Below are 20,546 nucleotides of genomic sequence, written 5' to 3' on the forward strand. Positions count from 1 at the left end.
CCGGGCCGCCGGGGGGCACGAGGGCCGCGGCGCGCGCCTGGACGGCCCGTACGCCCTCGATCAGCGAGCGCTCGGTGCGGGCGGCCTCGAAGAGCTGCGGGACGGCCGCGCGCATCGAGATACGGTACGCGTCGCCCGCGTACACGCCGCCGAGCAGCGGCTCGACGAGGCGGTCGACGACCTCCCGGCCGAGCCGGGCCGCGACGTACTCGCCGACCGCGACATCCGCCCCGGCCTCGGTCCGCGGCAGTGTCTCGTCCTCGGCGATCCGCGCCATGCCCTCCGGGGAGATCACACCGGAGGCGGCGAGCGGCGCCAGGTCCCCGGGGACACCCATGACATGCCCCTTGGGCATCGGGCGCAGCGCCCCGCGGGTCCACAGCGACGCGGTGGCGGTGCCGGGCGGCTGGAGGCGCTCGCCGAGCCCGACGGCCCGCGCCAGTTCGACCGCCTCCGGCCGCCTGGCCAGCATCGACTCGGCGCCGAGGTCGACCGGTACGCCCGCGATCTCGCCGGCGAGCAGCTTGCCGCCGAGCCGGCCCGACGCCTCCAGGAGGGTCACCCTGGCGCCGCCTTCCAGCAGGCGCTGGGCGGCGGCCAGCCCCGAGATGCCCCCGCCGACGACCACGACATGACCGGGCGCCCGGCCCGTACCGGTGTGCGCCGCACTCATGCCGAAACCCCGCTCCGCCCGGCCCCGCATGCGCGCGGCGCGCACCTTTCGACGACGCTCTCCCAGCCTCCGGCCGGGGGGACCCCCATGCTGTGCTCGCTCATGCCTCCACTCTCTCAGAGTCCCTTCCGGGCCCGGACGTGACCTCATAGAGATACGCAGACGGCAACCCGCTTCCGGCGTCCGCCGTCGAACCGGCGCCCAGATCAAGCCAGTTGAAACAGCCGGTGCGGCCGGCACAGCCAGTGCAGCCAGTGCAGCCAGTGGGGAAGGGAACGCGTCATGCGGGGATCACGGAGACATGCCGGGCGGCGACGGGCCGTACGGCCGGGGGCGCGACGGTGCTGCTCGCGGCGGTGCAAGGGGGCGGGCACCGCCGCCCGTGGCCCGCGCGCGACTGCCGGAGGTCTCCGGTAGGCGGTGGCTGACGGGGCTCGCGGTCGGCGCCGGGGACGCGGGCGCCGCGGAAGCGGCAGAAACGGCAGAAACGGCGAACGGAGCGGACGGGGCAGCCGGGGCGGGCGGGGCGGGCGATGCTTCGGACACCGGCGGACCGGACGGCCGGGCCCCGGAGGCGCCCGGCGACGGTGCGACCGGCGGACCGGGCGCGGGTGGTGCGCCCGGCGCCTCCGGTGAAGGTGGCCGAGCCTCCCGTTGACACCGGGCGGTGCCGGGCAAAGACTCAGGTCGGCGAGCGGCGATCTTCGTACCGCCCGCCGGCCGCCGAGCCGGGACCGCGAGTGCAGCGAGGACAGAGCCTGATGACCGAACCACGCCTACGGGATGTCTACATCGTCGATGCGGTCCGCACCCCCATCGGCAAGTACGGCGGCGCACTGGCCCCGGTCCGGCCCGACGACCTCGCGGCCCACGTGGTGCGCGCCCTGGTGGACCGCGCCCCGCAGCTCGATCCGGCGCGGATCGACGATGTGTACTTCGGTGACGCGAACGGCGCGGGCGAGGACAACCGCAACGTGGCGCGGATGGCCGTCCTGCTGGCGGGGCTGCCGGTGACGGTGCCCGGGGTGACCGTCAACCGGCTGTGCGGTTCCGGCCTGGAGGCGGTCATCCAGGCCGCCCGCGCCATCGCGCACGGCGATGCGCAGATCGCGGTGGCGGGCGGGGTGGAGTCGATGAGCCGGGCGCCCTACGTGCTGCGCAAACCGGAACAGGCCTTCCCCGCGGGGCATCAGGAGCTGTTCTCCTCGACGCTGGGCTGGCGGATGGTCAATCCGCGGATGGCGCCGGAGTGGACGGTGGCGCTGGGCGAGGGCGCCGAGCTGATCGCCGAGAAGCAGGGCATCACCCGCGAGCAGCAGGACGTGTTCGCACTGGCCAGCCACCAGAAGGCGGTACGGGCCTGGCAGGCGGGCGCGTACGCCGCGGAGGTGGTGCAGCTGCCGGACGGGGAGCCGGCCCGGGACGAGTCGATCCGGGAGAACTCCTCGCTGGAGTCGCTGTCGAAGCTGAAGCCGGTGTTCCGTACCGCCGGGGGCACCGTGACCGCCGGGAACTCCTCACCGCTGAACGACGGCGCGGCGGCGCTGCTGCTGGTCGGCGAGGAGGGGTTGCGGGCCACCGGTCGGGAGCCGCTGGCCCGTATCCGGGCGAGCGCGGTGACCGGTGTCGAGCCGCAGTTGTTCGGGCTCGGCCCCGTCGAGGCGGTGCGGCGGGCGCTTGCGCGGGCCGGGCGCGGCTTCGGCGATCTGACGACGTTCGAGCTCAACGAGGCGTTCGCAGCCCAGGCGCTGGGCTGCCTCGGCGAGTGGCCGGAACTGGACCCCTCGGTGGTGAATCCGCGCGGCGGCGCGATCGCGATGGGCCACCCGCTGGGCGCGTCCGGCGCCCGGCTCGCGGGCGCGGTGGCCCATCAGCTGGCCGCCGCGGGCTCGGGCACCGGGCTGGCCGCGCTGTGCATCGGCGTGGGGCAGGGGCTCGCGCTGGTGCTGGAGCGCTAGGTCCTGTCGTCACACTCCCGTCGTCCGCCCGAAGGGCGGAGTGCGACGACAGGGCCTATCGCCTGTCCGGTGGGGCGGGGGCCGGGCCGTCCGCGGGTCGGTACGCCCGTCCCGGGGGCGCACGCGGCCTCCGTGGGGCAGACTCGCTCAGCAATCAACTGACTCCCGTTTCCCGGAGGTTGACGCGATGCCCCTGCTCGATCCCAAGGACTGGCTCTCCCTGCACGGCGGCGCGGCCGAGGCGGTGGAGCCCGCGACGGGCGAGGTGCTGGGCGCGCTGACGCTCGCCGCCGGCCGGGACGTCGAGGAGGCCACCACCGCAGCCGCCGGGGCGCAGCGCGGCTGGGCCCGCAGACCGTACACGGAACGGGCCGCGGTGCTGCGCCGCGCCGGCGACCTGATCCACCGGCACGCGGCGGAGATCGGCGAGTGGATCGTCCGGGAGGCCGGCAGCATCCAGGGCAAGGCCGACTTCGAGATCCGCACCGCGGCCGAGGAGTGCTACGAGGCCGCCGCCCTGGCCCACCGCCCGCTCGGCCGGGTGCTGCCCTCCGGCGCGCCCCGGCTGTCGTACACCACGCGGGTGCCGGCCGGGGTCGTCGGCGTGATCGCGCCGTTCAACGCCCCGCTGATCCTCGCCGTCCGCTCCGTGGCGCCGGCCCTGGCCCTCGGCAACGCCGTGGTCCTCAAGCCCGATCCGCGCACCGCGGTGTGCGGCGGGCTGGTGCTCGCGGCGGTGTTCGCCGAGGCCGGGCTCCCCGAGGGGCTGCTGCACATCCTCCCTGGCGGTGCGGACACCGGTCGGGCGCTGGTCGAGGACCCGCGGGTGAGGGTCGTCTCGTTCACCGGCTCGACCGCGGCGGGCCGCAGCGTCGGCGCCCTGGCCGCGCAGCACCTCAAGCGCGCCCATCTGGAACTGGGCGGCAACAGCGCCTTCCTGGTCCTTGAGGACGCCGATCTGGACGCCGCGATGTCCACCGCCGCCTGGGCGTCGTTCTTCCACCAGGGCCAGGTGTGCATGACGGCCGGGCGGCATCTCGTCCACGCCTCGCTCCACGACGCGTACGTCGAGCGGCTGGTGGCGAAGGCGGACGCGCTGGCCGTCGGCGACCCGTTCCGCGAGCGGGTGCACCTCGGGCCGGTGATCGACCGCGGCCAGCTCGACAAGATCGACGCGCTGGTCCGCGAGAGCGCGGCGGCCGGGGTGCGGATCGCGGCCGGCGGCACCCACCGCGGCCTCTTCTACCGCCCGACGGTCCTCGCCGACGCGGATCCCGGTGCGGGCGGCGGGCCGGGCTCGGTGGGCGCCTGCCCCGCCTACGGCCAGGAGGTCTTCGGGCCGGTGGCCCCGGTCCGCGCCTTCCGCACGCTCGACGAGGCGGTGGCGCTGGCCAACGAGTCCTCCTATGGGCTCGCGCTGGGCATCGTCACCCGCGACGCGGCCCGCGCCCTGGACCTCGCCGACCGCATCCCGACCGGCCTGCTCCACATCAACGACCAGACCGTCAACGACGAGCCGGTCGCGGCCTTCGGCGGGCTGGCCGACTCCGGTACCGGCTCCCGCTTCGGCGGCGAGGCCAATCTCGACGCGTTCACCGAGACCCGCTGGACCACGGTGCGCGCCACGCCCGCCGCGTACCCGTTCTGAGTCCGCGCGGCCCCTCCGGACACACCGGAACCGCCGGTACCGGCCGGCGGGGCGACGTAACGCGGCGGAATCGATCACCGTCGATCGCCGGCGGTCGGACCCGAGCGAAAGGACGCACGTCATGGCGGCGGAGCGGCTGGTGGTCGTCGGTGGCGACGCGGCGGGGATGGCCGCCGCATCCCAGGCCCGCCGGCTCGAAGGGCCGGACGAGCTGGCCATCACCGCGTTCGAGCGCGGCCACTTCACCTCGTACTCGGCCTGCGGCATCCCGTACTGGGTGGGCGGCGAGGTGGCCGGCCCGGACGCTCCCCCAGCCAACGCCGGGGGAGGGTGGACATCCCGGCGGTGGCGCTCACCGCCGGGATGACGGTGGAGCAGACGACCGCTCTGGACCTGGGTTACGCCTCGCCCTTCTCGCCGGTCTGGGACCCGGTGCTGGTGGCGGCCCGCACGGCGACGGCGGCGGTGCGGGCGGCCGGGTCCTGACCCCGCCGCCCGCGGTGCGGTCCGCTCAGCGAGCGGTCTGCGCGTGGACGTACTCGACGAGCCGGGTCAGCGCCTCCGGGTCGGTGTCCGGCAGCACGCCGTGGCCGAGGTTGAAGACATGGCCCTCCAGGCCCGCCGCGGCGTCCAGGACCTCGCGGGCCTTGGCCTCGACGGCCTCGCGCGGGGCGAAGAGGACGGCCGGGTCGAGGTTGCCCTGGAGCGCCTTGCCGGGGCCGACCCGGCGCGCCGCCTCGTCCAGCGGGATCCGCCAGTCGGCGCCGACCACATCGGCGCCCGCCTCGCCGAACAGGCCGAGGAGTTCGCCGGTGCCGACGCCGAAGTGGATCCGGGGGACGCCGTAGGAGGCGACCGCGTCGAAGACCTTGCGGGACGCGGGCATGACGGAGCGCCGGTAGTCGGCGGGGGCGAGCGCGCCGACCCAGGAGTCGAAGAGCTGCACGGCGCTCGCGCCGGCCTCGATCTGGACCTTGAGGAACGCCGCGGTGATGTCCGCGAGCCGGTCGAGCAGGTCGGCCCACAGCTGCGGGTCGCCGTACATCAGGGCCTTGGTGTGCTCGTGGTTGCGGGACGGGCCGCCCTCGATGAGGTAGCTGGCCAGGGTGAACGGCGCGCCCGCGAAGCCGATCAGGGGGGTGCCGCCCAGTTCGCGGGTGAGCATGCCGATGGCCTCGGTGACGTACGGGACGTCGCCGGGCTCCAGGGCGCGCAGCCCCTCCAGGTCGGCGCGGGTGCGGATCGGGTTCTCGACGACCGGGCCGATGCCGGGCTTGATGTCGAGGTCGATGCCGATGGCCTTGAGGGGGACGACGATGTCGCTGTAGTAGATGGCGGCGTCGACGCCGTGCCGGCGCACGGGCTGGAGCGTGATCTCGGTGGCGAGCTCGGGCTGCATGCAGGAGTCGAGCATCGCGATGCCCTCGCGTACCTTGCGGTACTCGGGCAGCGAGCGCCCGGCCTGGCGCATGAACCACACCGGCGTGTGCGGCACCGGCTCACGCCGGCACGCCTTGAGGAATGCCGAGTCGTACGTAGCGGTCTGCTGCTGGCCCACAGTTGGGGTCTCCCCTGCTCGATCGGAGTTGAGAGCTCGGGGAATGTCGTTGGCGCTCACGACCAGAATCTTCGCATGCGCCCGACGACACCTCCGAACGGGCGACGCGCGCACCGGGTGTCCTCCCCGTATGAGCGCCGTCTTCCGCCTAATCTTCCGGGCATGGCTGCGGCTCACGAACACCTCGCGGACAGCGCGGACGAGACCCCGATCCCCTTCCGTCAGGCGGTCGAGGCGCTCCGAGCGGCACGGCTGCGGCCGGAGATCGAGATCGACCCGACCCCCGCGCCGAAACGGCTCGCCCCTTTTGCGTACGCGCTGGAGGCTGCGGTGGTCGAGCGCGGGGCGGGGCCGGACGGGGAGGACAAGGACCTGGCGGACGGGCGGCTGGTGCTGCTGCACCAGCCGGCCGGCGACGACACCTGGCAGGGCACCTTCCGCGTGGTGACGCTGGCGCGCGCGGAGCTGGAGCCGGAGATGGGCGCCGATCCGCTGCTGCCCGAGGTGTCGTGGTCCTGGCTCACCGGCGCGCTGGAAGCGCGCGGCGTGCGTTACGGGGCGCCCAGCGGCACGGTCACGCGGGCCGGGTCGTACTACTTCGGCGGGCTGGCGGAGCGGGAGCCGGCGACCCAGATCGAGATCCGGGCGTCCTGGACTCCGGCCGAGGGACCCGGCGGGGTGCCGGATCTGGCCGCGCATCTGTCGGCGTGGTGCGATCTGCTGTGCCAGGTGGGCGGGCTGCCGCCGGCCCCGCTCGAACCGGCGCCGCGCGGCGGTGTCGTACCGCTGCCCCAGCGGCGCGGTCCGCAGCCCCGCTGAGCTGCGGCGCTTCCGGTTCCGTACGGCCCGCGGGCGGCGGGCCGCCGGATGCCGCCCCGCCGCCCCGCCGTCCCGCCGCGGCGCCGCTGCTCCTCCCGGCCCCGGCGGTCGCGTGATCACCTGGGCGCCGACTCGTGAAGGGTCCGGGCGGCATCGCGTACACCTGTGATCACCTCGGTGTGCACTCCATGCTCACCTTGATCGCTCACGCATCCGATTTGCCCGAATTGCCCCTAACTAAATCGTGATCAAAGTCTAAAGTCCCGCCGGTTTGCTGCCGAAGAGGTCAGTGACCCTTCAAACACGGATCATTCCGGCTCTCCCCAGCCGGCTTCCGTCCCCGCCACTCCCCCAGGAGGCCCGGTGTCAGTTCTCCTTGAGCAACCTTCGAGCCTGGTCGCCTACCGCCCGAACAAGCCGACCGCCATGGTCGTCGTGGCCGACCCTCGTGTCCGCTCCACCGTCACCCGCCACCTGTGGGCCCTCGGAGTACGTGACGTGATCGAGGCGTCGTCCATCGCGGAGGCCCGTCCCCGCGTCGGCAACCCGCGCGACATCTGCGTTGCCGACGTCCACCTTCCCGACGGCTCCGGCCTCACGCTGCTGTCCGAGACGCGGGCGGCCGGCTGGCCCAACGGTCTCGCGCTGTCCGCCGCGGACGACATCGGCGCCGTACGCAACGCCCTCGCCGGCGGCGTCAAGGGCTATGTCGTCACCGGTACCCGCACCAACCTCGGCCTGCCGGGACGGCCGGGCGCCGCGCCCATCGGCGCCAACGCCGCCCGGATGCAGCGCCGCCCTCCGGGCGCGCCCGGGCACCCCGGCGGCTACCGCGAGCTGTCGGGGCGTGAGGTCGAGGTGTTGCGGCTGGTGGCGGAGGGCCAGTCCAACAAGGCCATCGGCGTCTCGATGGGGCTGTCGGCGCTCACCGTCAAGAGCCACCTCGCCCGCATCGCGCGCAAGCTCGGAACCGGCGACCGGGCCGGAATGGTGGCGGTGGCCCTGCGCACCGGCATCATCCACTGACCCCCGCTTCCGACCCGTCTCGCCCGTCGAGGGAACATTCCCCCGACGGGCGACGTGCATACACAGATACCCTTGACTGGTGACCGACGCCCAAAAGACCGCAGCAGACACGACACTGCGAGCACCCGGAGACTCGCCTCCGGATTCCCGACCGGCGCCGGTACCCCTACTGGAACCCCGCGAAGGCATCCCCCCGGTGACCGCCACCCCCGAGGCGCTCGCCGAGGTCGTGGCCGCCTTCGCCGCCGGCCGCGGCCCCGTCGCCGTCGATGCCGAGCGCGCCTCGGGATACCGCTACGGCCAGCGCGCCTACCTCGTCCAGCTGCGCCGCGAGGGCGCCGGCAGCGTCCTGATCGACCCGGTCGGCTGCACCGACCTCTCCGCCCTCGGCGAAGCGGTCCGCGACGCCGAGTGGGTGCTGCACGCCGCCACCCAGGATCTGCCCTGCCTGCGTGACATAGGGATGGTCCCCACCCGGCTGTTCGACACCGAGCTGGCCGGGCGGCTGGCCGGCTTCTCCCGGGTGGGCCTCGGCGCCATGGTCGAGAACGTCCTCGGCTACGCGCTGGAGAAGGGCCACTCCGCCGTCGACTGGTCCACCCGCCCGCTGCCCGATCCCTGGCTGCGCTACGCCGCGCTCGACGTCGAGCTGCTGGTGGATCTGCGCGACGCGCTGGAGGAGGAGCTGGAACGGCAGGGGAAGCTGGAGTGGGCGCGGCAGGAGTTCGCGGCCATCGCCGCCGCTCCCCCGCCGCCGCCCCGGAAGGACCCCTGGCGCCGTACGTCCGGGATGCACAAGGTGCGCCGGCGCCGGCAGATGGCGGTGGTACGGGAGCTGTGGACCACCCGCGACCTGGTCGCCCAGCGGCGCGACGTGTCGCCCGGCAAGGTGCTCGGCGACGGTGCGATCGTGGAGGCGGCGCTGAATCTGCCGCCGAACAGCCATGCGCTGGCCGCGCTGCCCGGCTTCGGACACCGGATGGGCCGGCGCCAGCTGGAGCAGTGGCAGGCCGCCGTCGACCGCGCCCGGGCGCTGCCGGACAGCGAGCTGCCGCAGCCCGGCCAGCCGCTCAACGGCCCGCCGCCGCCCCGCTCGTGGGCCGACAAGGACCCCGCGGCGGCGGCCCGGCTGTCGGCCGCGCGGGCCGCGGTGACGGCGCTCGCCGAGCGCCTGAGCCTCCCGCAGGAGAACCTGATCACCCCGGACACGGTGCGCCGGCTGTGCTGGGAGCCGCCGGCCCGCCCCACCGAGGAGTCGGTCGCCGAGATCCTGGCCGGGCACGGCGCCCGCCTCTGGCAGATCGAGCAGGTCGCACCGATCCTCACCGAGGCACTGCTGACGAACGGCGAGTGAGCCGGCTCCTCCCCTTTCCGGTGGCATACGGCTTTCCCGGTGGCATACGGCCCCGGCCGCGCGAGACAGCGCGGCCGGGGCCGTATGCGTGCGGCCGTCGCGGCCGGGGTTCGATGTGACGTTCGCCGCTCCGGGCGTGAGGGGTGTGCAGCTTGGTTACCCGTAAGTAGCATGTGGGTGAGACGCGTCCTCCGGGGCGCGCCCCGCAGCAGTGCCACCCCGCACCTGGAGGAGAGCCAACGTGCCTCGTACCGCTAGGGACGTCGTCTTCGTCGACGGCGTCCGCACCCCGTTCGGCAAGGCGGGCCCGAAGGGCATTTACCACGAGACCCGCGCCGACGACCTGGTCGTCAAGTGCATCCGGGAGCTGCTGCGCCGCAACCCGGACCTGGACCCGGCCCGGATCGACGAGGTCGCCCTCGCCGCCACCACCCAGATCGGTGACCAGGGCCTGACCCTGGGCCGTACCGCCGCCATCCTGGCGGGCCTGCCGCAGTCCGTGCCCGGCTTCTCCGTCGACCGCATGTGCGCCGGCGCGATGACCGCCGTGACCAGCGTCGCCGGCGGGGTGTCCTTCGGCGCGTACGACATCGCCGTCGCCGGCGGTGTCGAGCACATGGGCCGCCACCCCATGGGCGAGGGCGTGGACCCCAACCCGCGCTTCGTGTCGGAGAAGCTGGTCGACCAGTCCGCGCTCTTCATGGGCATGACGGCGGAGAACCTCCACGACCGGCTGCCGCACATCACCAAGCAGCGCGCCGACGAGTACGCGGTGCGCAGCCAGGAGAAGGCCGCGAAGGCGTACGCCGACGGCAAGATCCAGGCCGACCTGGTGCCGATCTCGGTGCGCCGCACCAACGCCGAGGCCGGCGAGACCGGTTGGGGCCTGGCCACCACCGACGAGCCGATGCGTCCGGGCACGACGCTGGACAACCTCGCCGGCCTGAAGACCCCGTTCCGGCCGCACGGCCGGGTGACCGCGGGCAACGCCGCCGGCCTCAACGACGGCGCCACCGCCTCGCTGATCGCCGCCGAGGACGTGGCCCGCGAGCTGGGCCTGCCGGTCAAGATGCGCCTCGTCGACTACGCCTTCGCGGGTGTCGAGCCCGAGGTCATGGGCATCGGCCCGGTCCCCGCGACCGAGAAGGCGCTGGCCAAGGCCGGTCTGACGATCGATGACATCGGCCTGTTCGAGATCAACGAGGCGTTCGCCGTCCAGGTGCTCTCGCTGCTCGACCACTACGGCATCGCCGACGACGACCCGCGGGTCAACCAGTACGGCGGCGCCATCGCCTTCGGCCACCCGCTGGCGTCGTCCGGTGTGCGTCTGATGACGCAGCTGGCGCGGCAGTTCGAGGAGCAGCCGGAGGTCCGCTACGGCATCACCACCATGTGCGTCGGCTTCGGTATGGGCGGCACGGTCATCTGGGAGAACCCGCACTTCGAGGGGGCAGGCAAGTGAGTACCACCGCTGAGCTGTTGAAGGGTGCGGCCGAGCTGTTCCCGGACGAGGTCGTCACGCAGGCGCACGTGCGCCACCTCGACCTCCCGCAGGGCGCCGGCCGGTTCGCCCTGATCACGCTGGACAACGGCCTGGACCACACCAAGCCGACCACCTTCGGCCCGCAGTCGCTGGCGAACCTCAACACCGCCATCGACCAGGTCGAGAAGGAGGCCGCGGACGGCGCGATCGTCGCCGCGGGCATCACCGGCAAGCCGTTCATCTTCGCCGTGGGCGCCGACCTCAAGGGCGTCGAGCTGCTCAAGCGCCACGAGGACGCGCTGGCCATCGGCAAGGGCGGCCACGACGTCTTCAAGCGGCTTTCGTCGCTGGCCGTGCCCACCTTCGCGTACTACAACGGCGCGGCGATGGGCGGCGGTGTCGAGGTCGGTCTGCACTGCACCTACCGCACCGTCTCCAAGGCGCTGCCCGCCTTCTCGCTCCCCGAGGTCTTCCTCGGCCTGGTGCCCGGCTGGGGCGGCTGCGCGCTGCTGCCGAACCTGATCGGCGCGGACCGCGCGGTGAGCGTGATCATCGAGAACTCGCTCAACCAGAACAAGCAGCTCAAGGGCCAGCAGGTCTTCGACCTCGGCATCGCGGACGCGCTCTTCGAGGGCGCGGACTTCCTGGAGCAGTCGCTGCACTGGACCGCCGCGGTGCTCAAGGGCGACACCGAGGTCGTACGGCCCGAGGTCGACCGCGGTGAGGCGTGGGACGCCGCCGTGGCGCGCGGCAAGGCGATCGCGGACGGCAAGGTGCACGGTGCGGCCCCGGCCGCCTACCGGGCGCTGGACATCATCGCGGCGGCCAAGAACGGCGACCTGCGGCAGGGCTTCGACGCCGAGGACCAGGCGCTCGCCGACCTGATCATGGGCGGCGAACTGCGGTCCGGCATCTACTCGTTCAACCTGGTGCAGAAGCGCGCCAAGCGGCCCGCCGGTGCTCCGGACAAGTCGCTGGCCCGCCCCGTCACCAAGGTCGGCGTGGTCGGCGCGGGCCTGATGGCCTCCCAGCTGGCGCTGCTGTTCGCCCGCCGCCTGGAGGTCCCGGTCGTCCTCACGGACATCGACCAGGCCCGGATCGACAAGGGCGTGGCGTACGTCCACGGCGAGATCGACAAGCTGCTGCTCAAGGGCCGCGTCAACCAGGACAAGGCGAACCGCCTCAAGGGCCTGGTCAGCGGTCACCTCGACAAGGCCGCCGCCTTCGGCGACGCGGACTTCGTCATCGAGGCCGTCTTCGAGGAGATGGGCGTCAAGCAGAAGGTGTTCGCGGAGGTCGAGGCCGTGGTGCCGGAGCACGCCGTGCTCGCCACCAACACCTCCTCCCTCTCGGTCACCGAGATGGCGTCGAAGCTCAAGCACCCCGAGCGGGTCGTGGGCTTCCACTTCTTCAACCCGGTCGCGATCCTGCCGCTGCTGGAGATCGTCCGGGCCGAGAAGACCGACGACGCGTCGCTGGCCACCGCCTTCTCCGTCGCCAAGTCGCTGAAGAAGACGGCCGTGCTGGTGAAGGACGCCCCGGCGTTCGTCGTCAACCGCATCCTGACCCGCTTCATGGGCGAGATCCAGAACGTCATCGACGAGGGCACCCCGGTCGCCGTCGCCGAGAAGGCGGTCGAGCCGCTCGGCCTGCCGATGTCGCCGCTCGTCCTCCTGGAGCTGGTCGGCCCGGCGATCGGCCTGCACGTCTCCGAGACGCTGCACGGCGCCTTCCCGGAGCGCTTCACGGTCTCCCCCAACCTGAAGGCGGTCGTCGAGGCCGGCAAGCGCGGCTTCTACGTCTACGACAGCGGGAAGCCGGAGCTGGACCCGGAGGTCGCCGCGCTGCTGAAGCAGGGCGACTCGGTGCTGACCGAGGAGCAGGTCCGCGACCGCGTGCTGGACGCCGTGGCGCAGGAGATCGGCCTGATGCTGGACGAGGGCGTGGTCGCCGAGGCGCAGGACATCGACCTGTGCCTGATCACCGGCGCCGGCTGGCCCTTCCACCTGGGCGGCATCACGCCGTACCTGGACCGCGAGGGCGTCTCCGAGCGGGTGACCGGCAAGAAGTTCCTGGCCCCGGGCATCGCGAGCGTTCCCGTCTAAGGGGACCGCGCGCAGGGGTGGTTGGCGCGCGGACCGGCTCGGTGGAGCCGGTCCGCGCGCCGTCGCGTTCCCGGGCTCCGCCTCCCGGGCGCGGCCCGTGCCGAGCCGTCGGCCGTGGCAGGGTGGCCGTATGGATTCCTTGGTCATTGTCGACGCCGCGAACGTGGTGGGCTCGGTGCCCGACGGCTGGTGGCGGGACCGGCGCGGGGCGGCGCAGCGGCTGCGGGACGCGCTGGCGCAGTACGCCGGCACGGGGCTGCCGGAACTGGTCGCGCCGCCGCTGGAGATGGTCCTCGTGGTGGAGGGCGCGGCGCGCGGTGTGGCGTCCGCCGGCGGCGTGCGGGTGGTGTCCGCGGAGGGCAGCGGCGACGACCGCATCGTGCAGCTGGTGGCCGAGGAGGGCCGGGGGCGGGACTGCCTGGTGGTCACCGCGGACCGTGGGCTGCGGGAGCGCGTACAGGCGCTGGGCGCCCGCGTGACGGGTCCGCGGACGGTGCGGGGTGGCCGGGGCCGCGGCGGGGCGTCGTAACGCCGCAGGGCAGCGCACAGGGCGGTGTGCGGATCCCGTGGAACCGTTCCGCACGGCGGCCCGGAGGCGACGCCCCCGCCCCGTACGGCCACGAAGGGGCCCGTACGACCGCAAGAGCCGTACGGGCCGGGGTGGTTGGCGGGCGGGCCGTTACGCCCGGGCGCCGGCCGGGCCGCTGTCCTCGGTGCGGGCGCCGAGGCGGCTGTGGCCGCGGCCGTACGCGAAGTAGACGGCGAAGCCGACCGCCATCCAGATTGCGAAGCGGATCCAGGTCTCGGCGGGCAGGTTGAGCATCAGCCAGAGCGAGGCGAGGACGGAGAGGATCGGGACGAGGGGGACCAGGGGGGTCCGGAAGGCGCGCGGCAGATCGGGGCGGGAGCGGCGGAGCAGGATCACGCCGATGGCGACGACCACGAAGGCGAAGAGCGTGCCGATGTTGACGAGTTCGGCCAGGACGTCGATGGAGGTGAAGCCGGAGACGACCGCGACGACGATGCCGAGCAGGATGGTGGAGCGGTGCGGGGTGCCGAACGTCGGGTGGACGCGGGAGAAGACCTGGGGCAGCAGCCCGTCGCGGCTCATCGCGAAGAACACCCGGCTCTGGCCGAGCAGCAGGATCATGCAGACCGAGGTGAGGCCGACGGCGGCGCCGAAGCTGATCAGGCCCGCGTAGAAGGGGTGCCCGACGTGCTTGAAGGCGTCGGCGAGCGGGGCGTCCACGGAGAGCCGGTCGTACTTCTCCATGCCGGTGACGACGACGGACACCGCGACGTAGAGCAGCGTGCAGATGGCCAGCGAGCCGAGGATGCCGCGCGGCACGTCGCGCTGCGGGTTCCGGGTCTCCTCGGCGGCGGTGGCCACGATGTCGAAGCCGATGAAGGCGAAGAAGACCACCGCGGCTGCGGCGAAGATGCCCATCGTGCCGAAGTCGGACGGGGTGAAGCCGAACATCAGCTGGGAGAGCGGCGCGGCCAGTCCGCCGCCGCCCACGGCGGGCCGGCTCGGCGGGACGAACGGCTGGTAGTTGGCGCCGGAGATGAAGAACGCGCCGGCGATGACGACCAGCAGGACGACGGTGACCTTGATGCCGACGACCACCGCCGTCACCCGGGAGGACAGCTTCATGCCGAGCACCAGGATGGCGGTCAGCACCAGGACGAGGACGCAGGCGAGCAGGTCGAAGCCGAACCGCCCGTCATGGGTGCCGGACAGCACGGCCGGCAGGTGCAGCCCCGCGCTGTCCAGCAGCGAGCGCACATAGCCGGACCAGCCGACGGCGACCACCGCGCAGCCCAGGGCGAGTTCGAGGATCAGGTCCCAGCCGATGATCCAGGCGGGCAGTTCGCCCAGTGACGCGTAGGAGAAGGTGTAGGCCGAGCCGGCGACCGGCACGGTGGAGGCGAACTCCGCGTAGCACAGCGCCGCCAGCGCGCAGACCACGCCGGCGACGACGAAGGACACCGCGACCGCGGGTCCGGCCTGCTCCTTGGCGATCTTTCCGGTGAGGACGAAGATGCCGGTGCCGATGACGACACCGACGCCGAAAACGGTGAGATCGAGCGCCGAGAGGGACTTCTTGAGCGCGTGCTCCGGCTCCTCGGTGTCCCGGATCGACTGCTCGACGGTCTTCGTCCGGAACATGCCGCGATCGCGGGGGGAGTCCTGGTGCGGTCCTTGTGGTCCGAGTCCTTGTGGTCCGTGCTGTGTGCTCATGGGCGAACCTCCGCCTGGATGGCCCTGACGCAACTGTCCTGAACTGACCGAGTCTCCGCAATGTCAGGAAACAGTGTGCTTCGGCGGGCCTTCCTGGCGCGGGGATTCACCCGATGGAGTGCGACCGCGGACATGCCGATGGGCCGACCGGAACACCCGTACGGATGTCCGGCCGGCCCATCGGGGGTGACGGCTGCGGGCGCCGCCTCAGTCGCGGGCCACCTCGGCGGGCTCGGCCGCCTCACCGGCGGCGCCGGTCTCCGAGGCCGCCTCGGCGTCCGCGGCGGCGTCGCCGCGGTTGTCGATCTTGGCGACCAGGCCGGTCACCTGGCGCGCGATGTCCGGCGCGGTGAGCCCGATCTCCGCCAGCACCTCCTTGCGGGAGGCGTGGTCCAGGAACCGCTCGGGGATGCCGAAGTCGCGCAGCGGGATGTCCACCCCGGCGTCCCGGAGGGCCTGGGCGACGGCCGAACCGACGCCGCCGGAGCGGATGTTGTCCTCGACGGTGACCACGACGCGGTGGCGCGCGGCCAGGCCCGGCAGCGCCGCGTCGACCGGCTTGACCCAGCGCGGGTCGACGACGGTGGTGGAGATGCCCTGCTTGTCGAGGAGGTCGGCGACCTCCAGGCACATGGGGGCGAGCGCGCCGACCGAGACCAGCAGCACGTCGGGGCGGTCCGCGGCGGGCTCGCGGAGCACGTCCATGCCGCCGACCCGTCCGACCGCCTCGACGGCCGGGCCGACCGCGCCCTTGGAGTAGCGCACCACGGTCGGCGCGTCATCGACCTCGACGGCCTCGCGCAGCTGGGCGCGCACCTGGTCGGCGTCGCGCGGGGCGGCGATCCGCAGGCCGGGGACGACCTGGAGGATCGACATGTCCCACATGCCGTTGTGCGACGCGCCGTCGGTGCCGGTGACGCCGGCGCGGTCCAGGACGAAGGTGACGCCGCACTTGTGCAGCGCGACGTCCATCAGGACCTGGTCGAAGGCGCGGTTGAGGAACGTGGCGTACACCGCGAAGACGGGGTGCAGGCCGCCGGTGGCCATACCGGCGGCGGAGACCGCGGCGTGCTGCTCGGCGATGCCGACGTCGTAGACCCGGTCCGGGAACCGCTTGGCGAACTTCTCCAGGCCGACCGGCTGGAGCATCGCCGCCGTGATGGCGACGATGTCCTCGCGCTCCTTGCCGAGCGCGACCATCTCGTCACCGAAGACGGAGGTCCAGTCCTTGCCGCCGGAGGAGACGGGCAGGCCGGTGTCGGGGTGGATCGGGCCGATGCCGTGGAAGCGGTCGGCCTCGTCCTGCTCGGCGGGCCGGTAGCCGCGGCCCTTCTCGGTGAGGCAGTGGACGATCACCGGGCCGCCGAAGCGCTTGGCGCGGGCCAGCGCGGATTCCAGCGCCTCGATGTCGTGGCCGTCGATCGGGCCGACGTACTTCAGGCCCAGGTCCTCGAACATGCCCTGCGGCGCGATGAAGTCCTTCAGGCCCTTCTTGGCGCCGTGCAGGGTCTCGTAGAGCGGCTTGCCGACGACCGGGGTGCGCTCCAGGAGGTCCTTGCCGCGGGCCAGGAAGCGCTCGTAGCCGTCGGTGGTGCGCAGGGTGGCCAGGTGGTTGGCCAGGCCGCCGATGGTCGGGGCGTAGGAGCGCTCGTTGTCGTTGACGACGATGACGAGGGGGCGGTCCTTGGCGGCGGCGATGTTGTTCAGCGCCTCCCAGGCCATACCGCCGGTGAGCGCGCCGTCGCCGATGACGGCCACCACCCGGTCGTCCGTGCCGCGTACCTCGTTGGCTTTGGCAAGGCCCTCGGCCCAGCCCAGGACCGTGGAGGCGTGGCTGTTCTCGATGATGTCGTGCGGGGACTCGGCGCGGGAGGGGTAGCCGGAGAGCCCGCCCTTGGCCTTGAGCCGGGAGAAGTCCTGGCGGCCGGTCAGCATCTTGTGGACGTAGGACTGGTGTCCCGTGTCGAAGAGGACCTTGTCCTTCGGGGAGTGGAAGACGCGGTGCAGGGCGATGGTCAGCTCGACCACGCCGAGGTTCGGGCCGAGGTGTCCGCCGGTCTTGGAGACCGCGTCGACGAGGAAGCTACGGATCTCCCCCGCCAGCTGCGTCAGCTGGTCCGGACTCAGGCGGTCCAGGTCGCGCGGCCCCTTGATACGGGTCAGCAATGCCACCCCATGCCTCCTTGCTGCCGTGGTCGTGCTTGCCGATCAGATGAGTCTAATGTTGCGTCCGCCGTGGGCGCGGCCGGGTGCGGCGATGTATGTCACTCGGGTGACAGCGGCCTGAAACGGCGCTTTTCGGCCGCCGTGGCGCGGGGCACCGCACAGAAACCGGCCCCCACCGGGACGCGCCCGGTAGAGGCCGGTTTCTGCCGTTGTGCGACAGATGCGGATCAGGTCCGGCCGGCGGTCTTCTGCGTCCGCCGCGACACCGAGTCGATCACGACGGCGGCCAGCAGCACCGCGCCGGTGATCATGTACTGGATCTCGCTGGCCATGCCGAGCAGGTTCAGGCCCTGCTGGATGGACTGGATGACCAGCATGCCCAGCAGCGCGGACCAGATCTTGCCGCGACCGCCGAAGAGGCTGGTGCCGCCGATGACCGCCGCCGCGATGACGTTCATCAGGGTGTTGCCGGAGCCCAGGTTCTTGGTGGCGCCGCCGGAGAGGCTGGCGATGAACAGTCCGCCGAAGGCGGCCAGCATGCCGGAGATGGCGAAGACGCTGATCCTGACCCGGTTGACGTTGATACCGGCCCGGCGGGCCGCCTCCGCGTTGCCGCCGACCGCGAAGATCTGCCGGCCGTAGGAGGTGCGGCGCACCACGAAGTCGGCGAGGACCAGGACGGCGAGGAACAGCACCAGGGCCAGCGGCAGGCCGCGGGCGCCGCTCGGCTCGTTGAGTTCGTAGGCGACGGCGAAGGCGATCACCGTGACGACGCCGGTGCGCAGCAGGATCTCGCTCATCGGCCGGGACGGCAGGGCGGCGGTCCGGCGGCGCTTGCTGTCCAGGAGGAGCGAGCCGGCGTAGGCGAGGACCGCGATCGCGGCGAGGCTGTAGGCGGCGGCCTTGTTCTCGAAGTAGTAGCCGGTGAGGTTCTCCACCAGGCTGCCACTGGGGGTGTTGATGGAGCCTTCCTTGCCCATCATCCAGATCTGGAGGCCGCTCCAGCCGAGGAACCCGGCCAGGGTGACGACGAAGGCGGGCACCCCGACCTTGGCGAAAAAGAACCCGTGCAGGGCGCCGATGGCGGTGCCCGCGACGATGGCCAGCAGGACCGCGAGCCAGTCGTTGAGGCCGTGTGTGACGCTCAGCACGGCCCAGACCGCAGCGCCGACACCGGCCACCGAGCCGACCGACAGGTCGATCTCGCCGAGCAGCAGCACGAACACGATGCCGACGGCCATGATGCCCATGCCGGAGGTGTAGACACCGATGTTGGCGATGCTGTCCGCGGACAGGAAGCTGCTGTTCTTCAGCTGGAAGACGACCGCGATGACGAGCAGGCCGATGATGACCGGCAGCGAGCCCAGCTCACCGCCGCGCACCCGGCGCGCGAACTCGTCGAGGTAGCCGGAAAAGCCCTTCTCCCGGACCAGCAGGCGGGGGTCGACGGCGGCGGGCTGCGGCGTCTCGGGCGCCGCTTCGGTGGTCTGCTCGCTCATGCCCCGGCCTCCTTCTTCACCTGGTCCGTACGCGCCTTGCGGCGGGTGACGGCGTTGTCCGAGGCGCCGGTGATGGCGGCGATGATCTCTTCGTGGGAGGTGTCCGCGACGTCGAAGACACCGTTGTTGCGGCCCAGCCGCAGCACCGCGACGCGGTCCGCGACGGCCTGGACGTCGGCCATGTTGTGGCTGATGAGGATGACGCCGAGGTCGCGTTCGCGCAGCCGCTCGACGAGGTCGAGGACCTGCGCGGTCTGCTCGACGCCGAGGGCGGCGGTCGGCTCGTCGAGGATGACGACCTTCGGCTCGCCGATCAGCGCACGGGCGATGGCGACGACCTGCCGCTGGCCGCCGGAGAGCGCGGCGACCGGGATGCGGACGCTGGGGATGCGGATGGACAGGGTGTCCAGGAGCTCCTTGGCGCGCTTCTCCATGGCGATCTCGTTGAGGACGCCCGCGGAGCGGAGTTCGCTGCCGAGGTAGAGGTTGGCGACGACATCGAGGTTGTCGCAGAGCGCGAGGTCCTGGTAGACGGTCGCGACACCGAGTTCCTGGGCGTCGTGCGGCTTGCCGATACGGACCGCCTTGCCCTCCCACTCGATGACGCCGTCGTCGACCGGGTGGACGCCCGAAATGGTCTTGACGAGCGTGGACTTGCCGGCGCCGTTGTCGCCTACGAGGGCGACCACCTCACCGGGGCGGATCTCCAGGGTGACGTCCGTGAGGGCTTGGACGGCGCCGAAACGCTTGGAGACTCCGCGCAACGCCAGCACAGGCGTAGCGGACACGTGAATCATCTCCTTCACCGCCGTCGCAGCGGCGGGAATGGTGGTGCGAAGAGCGGGGGGTGTACGGGCCCCCGGCCGGTGCGGGGCCGGGGGCCGGGGGCGTGGCGCGTTACTTGATGCCCGCTGCCTCGCAGGCCGCCTTGACGTCGCCGGTGCAGATCTGGCTCGCCTGGTAGACCTTGTCCTTGATGATCGTGTCCTCGATGTTGTCCTTAGTCACGATCTGCGCGTCGTAGAGCTTCGCCGGGATGCCCTTGACCTCGCCGCTGAGGCTGTCGACCTTGGTGGGCGTCAGGGAGTCGATCTTCTCGCCCTTGAGCAGGTTGACCGCGATCTCGGCGGTGGAGTCGGCCTGCGGCTTGATCTGCTTGTAGATCGTGAACGCCTGGTCGCCCTTGAGGATCCGCTGGAGACCCGCGAGCTCGGAGTCCTGGCCGCCGACCGGGACCTGGATGCCCTGCTGCTTGAGGGCGGTGATGATGCCGCCGGCCATGCCGTCGTTCGCGGAGTAGACGCCCTGGAAGCCGTCCTTGCCGAGCGAGTCGATGGCCGCGCTCATCTTCTTGTTGGCCTCGTCCGGCGACCAGTCGGGGATGTCCTGCTCGTAGACGACCTTCTTGACCTGCTTGTCGAGGACGCTGTGGGCGCCCTTCTTGAAGAACGGCGCGTTGGGGTCGGTCGGCGAGCCGTTGATCATGACGACATTGCTGTCCTTGGCCTTGTCGCCGAGCGCCTTGACCAGCGCCTGGCCCTGAAGGCGGCCGATCTTCTCGTTGTCGTAGGAGACGTAGGCGGAGATGTTGCCCTCGGCCAGCCGGTCGTACGCGACGACCTTGACGCCCTTCTTGGCGGCCTCGTTCACCCAGGACTTGGTGGCCTTGTAGTCGACCGAGTCCAGGATGATCACCTTCACGCCCTGGGTGATCAGGGCGTCGAACTGCTTCTTCTGGTTCTGGGTGTCCTGGTCCGCGTTGTTGTACTTGACCGTGCAGTCGGCGCACAGCGCCTTGATCTTCGCCTCGATCAGCGGGCGGTCGAAGGTCTCGTACCGCGTGGTCTTGTTCTCCGGCAGCAGCAGACCGATGGTCTTGTTGTCGCCGCCACCGCTCTTGCCGCCGTCGCCGGCCTTGCCGCAGGCGGCCACGGAGAGAGCCATCGAGACAGCGGCGGTACCTATGACGACGCGGCGCGTCCAAACGTTCATGGGGGTTGCCTCCCTGACATGGC

14 protein-coding genes and 3 pseudogenes are annotated in these 20,546 nt (G+C 72.3%); 10 read left to right on the forward strand and 7 right to left on the reverse strand.

Annotated features, from left to right (window positions below):
* A pseudogene (gene hemG, locus IEZ17_RS41990) lies at nucleotides 1–673 on the reverse strand (protoporphyrinogen oxidase); the annotation flags it as partial.
* Nucleotides 674–1,434: 761 nt separating this feature from the next.
* Between hemG and IEZ17_RS04210 the strand changes: the two are divergent.
* The 4 genes and pseudogenes from IEZ17_RS04210 to IEZ17_RS43765 all read left to right on the forward strand — a co-directional run.
* Nucleotides 1,435–2,631, forward strand: coding sequence for a thiolase family protein (locus IEZ17_RS04210; protein WP_189296495.1), 1,197 nt, complete (start codon nucleotides 1,435–1,437; stop codon nucleotides 2,629–2,631).
* A 187-nt stretch (nucleotides 2,632–2,818) separates the two neighbouring features.
* Nucleotides 2,819–4,279, forward strand: a complete 1,461-nt coding sequence (locus IEZ17_RS04215) for an aldehyde dehydrogenase family protein (RefSeq protein WP_189296497.1) — start codon at nucleotides 2,819–2,821, stop codon at nucleotides 4,277–4,279.
* Nucleotides 4,280–4,400: 121 nt separating this feature from the next.
* Nucleotides 4,401–4,583 (forward strand): annotated as a pseudogene (locus IEZ17_RS04220) (FAD-dependent oxidoreductase); the annotation flags it as partial.
* A 23-nt stretch (nucleotides 4,584–4,606) separates the two neighbouring features.
* Nucleotides 4,607–4,765, forward strand: a pseudogene (locus IEZ17_RS43765) (FAD-dependent oxidoreductase); the annotation flags it as partial.
* A 25-nt stretch (nucleotides 4,766–4,790) separates the two neighbouring features.
* Here the strand turns inward: IEZ17_RS43765 and hemE are convergent.
* Nucleotides 4,791–5,837: a uroporphyrinogen decarboxylase gene (gene hemE, locus IEZ17_RS04230; RefSeq protein ID WP_189296983.1), complete on the reverse strand. Its 1,047-nt coding sequence runs from the start codon at nucleotides 5,835–5,837 to the stop codon at nucleotides 4,791–4,793.
* Nucleotides 5,838–5,999: 162 nt separating this feature from the next.
* Between hemE and IEZ17_RS04235 the strand changes: the two genes are divergently transcribed.
* The 6 genes from IEZ17_RS04235 to IEZ17_RS04260 all read left to right on the forward strand — a co-directional run bounded on the left by IEZ17_RS04235 (nucleotide 6,000) and on the right by IEZ17_RS04260 (nucleotide 13,153).
* Nucleotides 6,000–6,656, forward strand: coding sequence for a DUF3000 domain-containing protein (locus tag IEZ17_RS04235; RefSeq protein WP_189296499.1), 657 nt, complete (start codon nucleotides 6,000–6,002; stop codon nucleotides 6,654–6,656).
* A 363-nt stretch (nucleotides 6,657–7,019) separates the two neighbouring features.
* On the forward strand, nucleotides 7,020–7,682 hold the full coding sequence (locus IEZ17_RS04240; protein ID WP_016573641.1) for a response regulator transcription factor: 663 nt from the start codon (nucleotides 7,020–7,022) through the stop codon (nucleotides 7,680–7,682).
* A 79-nt stretch (nucleotides 7,683–7,761) separates the two neighbouring features.
* Nucleotides 7,762–9,036 carry a ribonuclease D gene (locus IEZ17_RS04245; RefSeq protein WP_189296501.1) on the forward strand — a complete coding sequence of 425 codons (1,275 nt, stop codon included), beginning with the start codon at nucleotides 7,762–7,764 and terminating at the stop codon, nucleotides 9,034–9,036.
* Nucleotides 9,037–9,277: 241 nt separating this feature from the next.
* On the forward strand, nucleotides 9,278–10,498 hold the full coding sequence (locus IEZ17_RS04250; RefSeq protein WP_189296504.1) for a thiolase family protein: 1,221 nt from the start codon (nucleotides 9,278–9,280) through the stop codon (nucleotides 10,496–10,498).
* The gene (locus IEZ17_RS04255) at nucleotides 10,495–12,624 is read left to right on the forward strand and encodes a 3-hydroxyacyl-CoA dehydrogenase NAD-binding domain-containing protein (RefSeq protein ID WP_189296506.1); all 2,130 of its coding nucleotides are present in this window, start codon (nucleotides 10,495–10,497) and stop codon (nucleotides 12,622–12,624) included. The genes IEZ17_RS04250 and IEZ17_RS04255 overlap by 4 nt, the downstream gene beginning before the upstream one ends.
* A 130-nt stretch (nucleotides 12,625–12,754) precedes the next feature.
* Nucleotides 12,755–13,153 (forward strand): PIN domain-containing protein, encoded by a 399-nt coding sequence (locus IEZ17_RS04260; protein WP_189296508.1) that lies wholly within the window; start codon nucleotides 12,755–12,757, stop codon nucleotides 13,151–13,153.
* A 150-nt stretch (nucleotides 13,154–13,303) separates the two neighbouring features.
* Here the strand turns inward: IEZ17_RS04260 and IEZ17_RS04265 are convergent, their stop codons facing one another.
* The 5 genes from IEZ17_RS04265 to IEZ17_RS04285 all read right to left on the reverse strand — a co-directional run bounded on the left by IEZ17_RS04265 (nucleotide 13,304) and on the right by IEZ17_RS04285 (nucleotide 20,523).
* Nucleotides 13,304–14,866: an amino acid permease gene (locus IEZ17_RS04265; RefSeq protein WP_373299721.1), complete on the reverse strand. Its 1,563-nt coding sequence runs from the start codon at nucleotides 14,864–14,866 to the stop codon at nucleotides 13,304–13,306.
* A 207-nt stretch (nucleotides 14,867–15,073) separates the two neighbouring features.
* The gene (gene dxs, locus IEZ17_RS04270; RefSeq protein ID WP_189296512.1) at nucleotides 15,074–17,038 is read right to left on the reverse strand and encodes a 1-deoxy-D-xylulose-5-phosphate synthase; all 1,965 of its coding nucleotides are present in this window, start codon (nucleotides 17,036–17,038) and stop codon (nucleotides 15,074–15,076) included.
* Between the two features lie 221 nt (nucleotides 17,039–17,259).
* Nucleotides 17,260–18,531, reverse strand: coding sequence for a sugar ABC transporter permease (locus IEZ17_RS04275; RefSeq protein WP_189296514.1), 1,272 nt, complete (start codon nucleotides 18,529–18,531; stop codon nucleotides 17,260–17,262).
* Nucleotides 18,528–19,328 carry an ATP-binding cassette domain-containing protein gene (locus IEZ17_RS04280; protein ID WP_189296516.1) on the reverse strand — a complete coding sequence of 267 codons (801 nt, stop codon included), beginning with the start codon at nucleotides 19,326–19,328 and terminating at the stop codon, nucleotides 18,528–18,530. The genes IEZ17_RS04275 and IEZ17_RS04280 overlap by 4 nt, the downstream gene beginning before the upstream one ends.
* A 100-nt stretch (nucleotides 19,329–19,428) precedes the next feature.
* Nucleotides 19,429–20,523 (reverse strand): substrate-binding domain-containing protein, encoded by a 1,095-nt coding sequence (locus IEZ17_RS04285; protein WP_229851833.1) that lies wholly within the window; start codon nucleotides 20,521–20,523, stop codon nucleotides 19,429–19,431.
* Between the last annotated feature and the right edge of the window lie 23 nt (nucleotides 20,524–20,546).

Source organism: Streptomyces albospinus (genome assembly GCF_014648695.1).
Lineage (GTDB): Bacteria > Actinomycetota > Actinomycetes > Streptomycetales > Streptomycetaceae > Streptomyces > Streptomyces albospinus.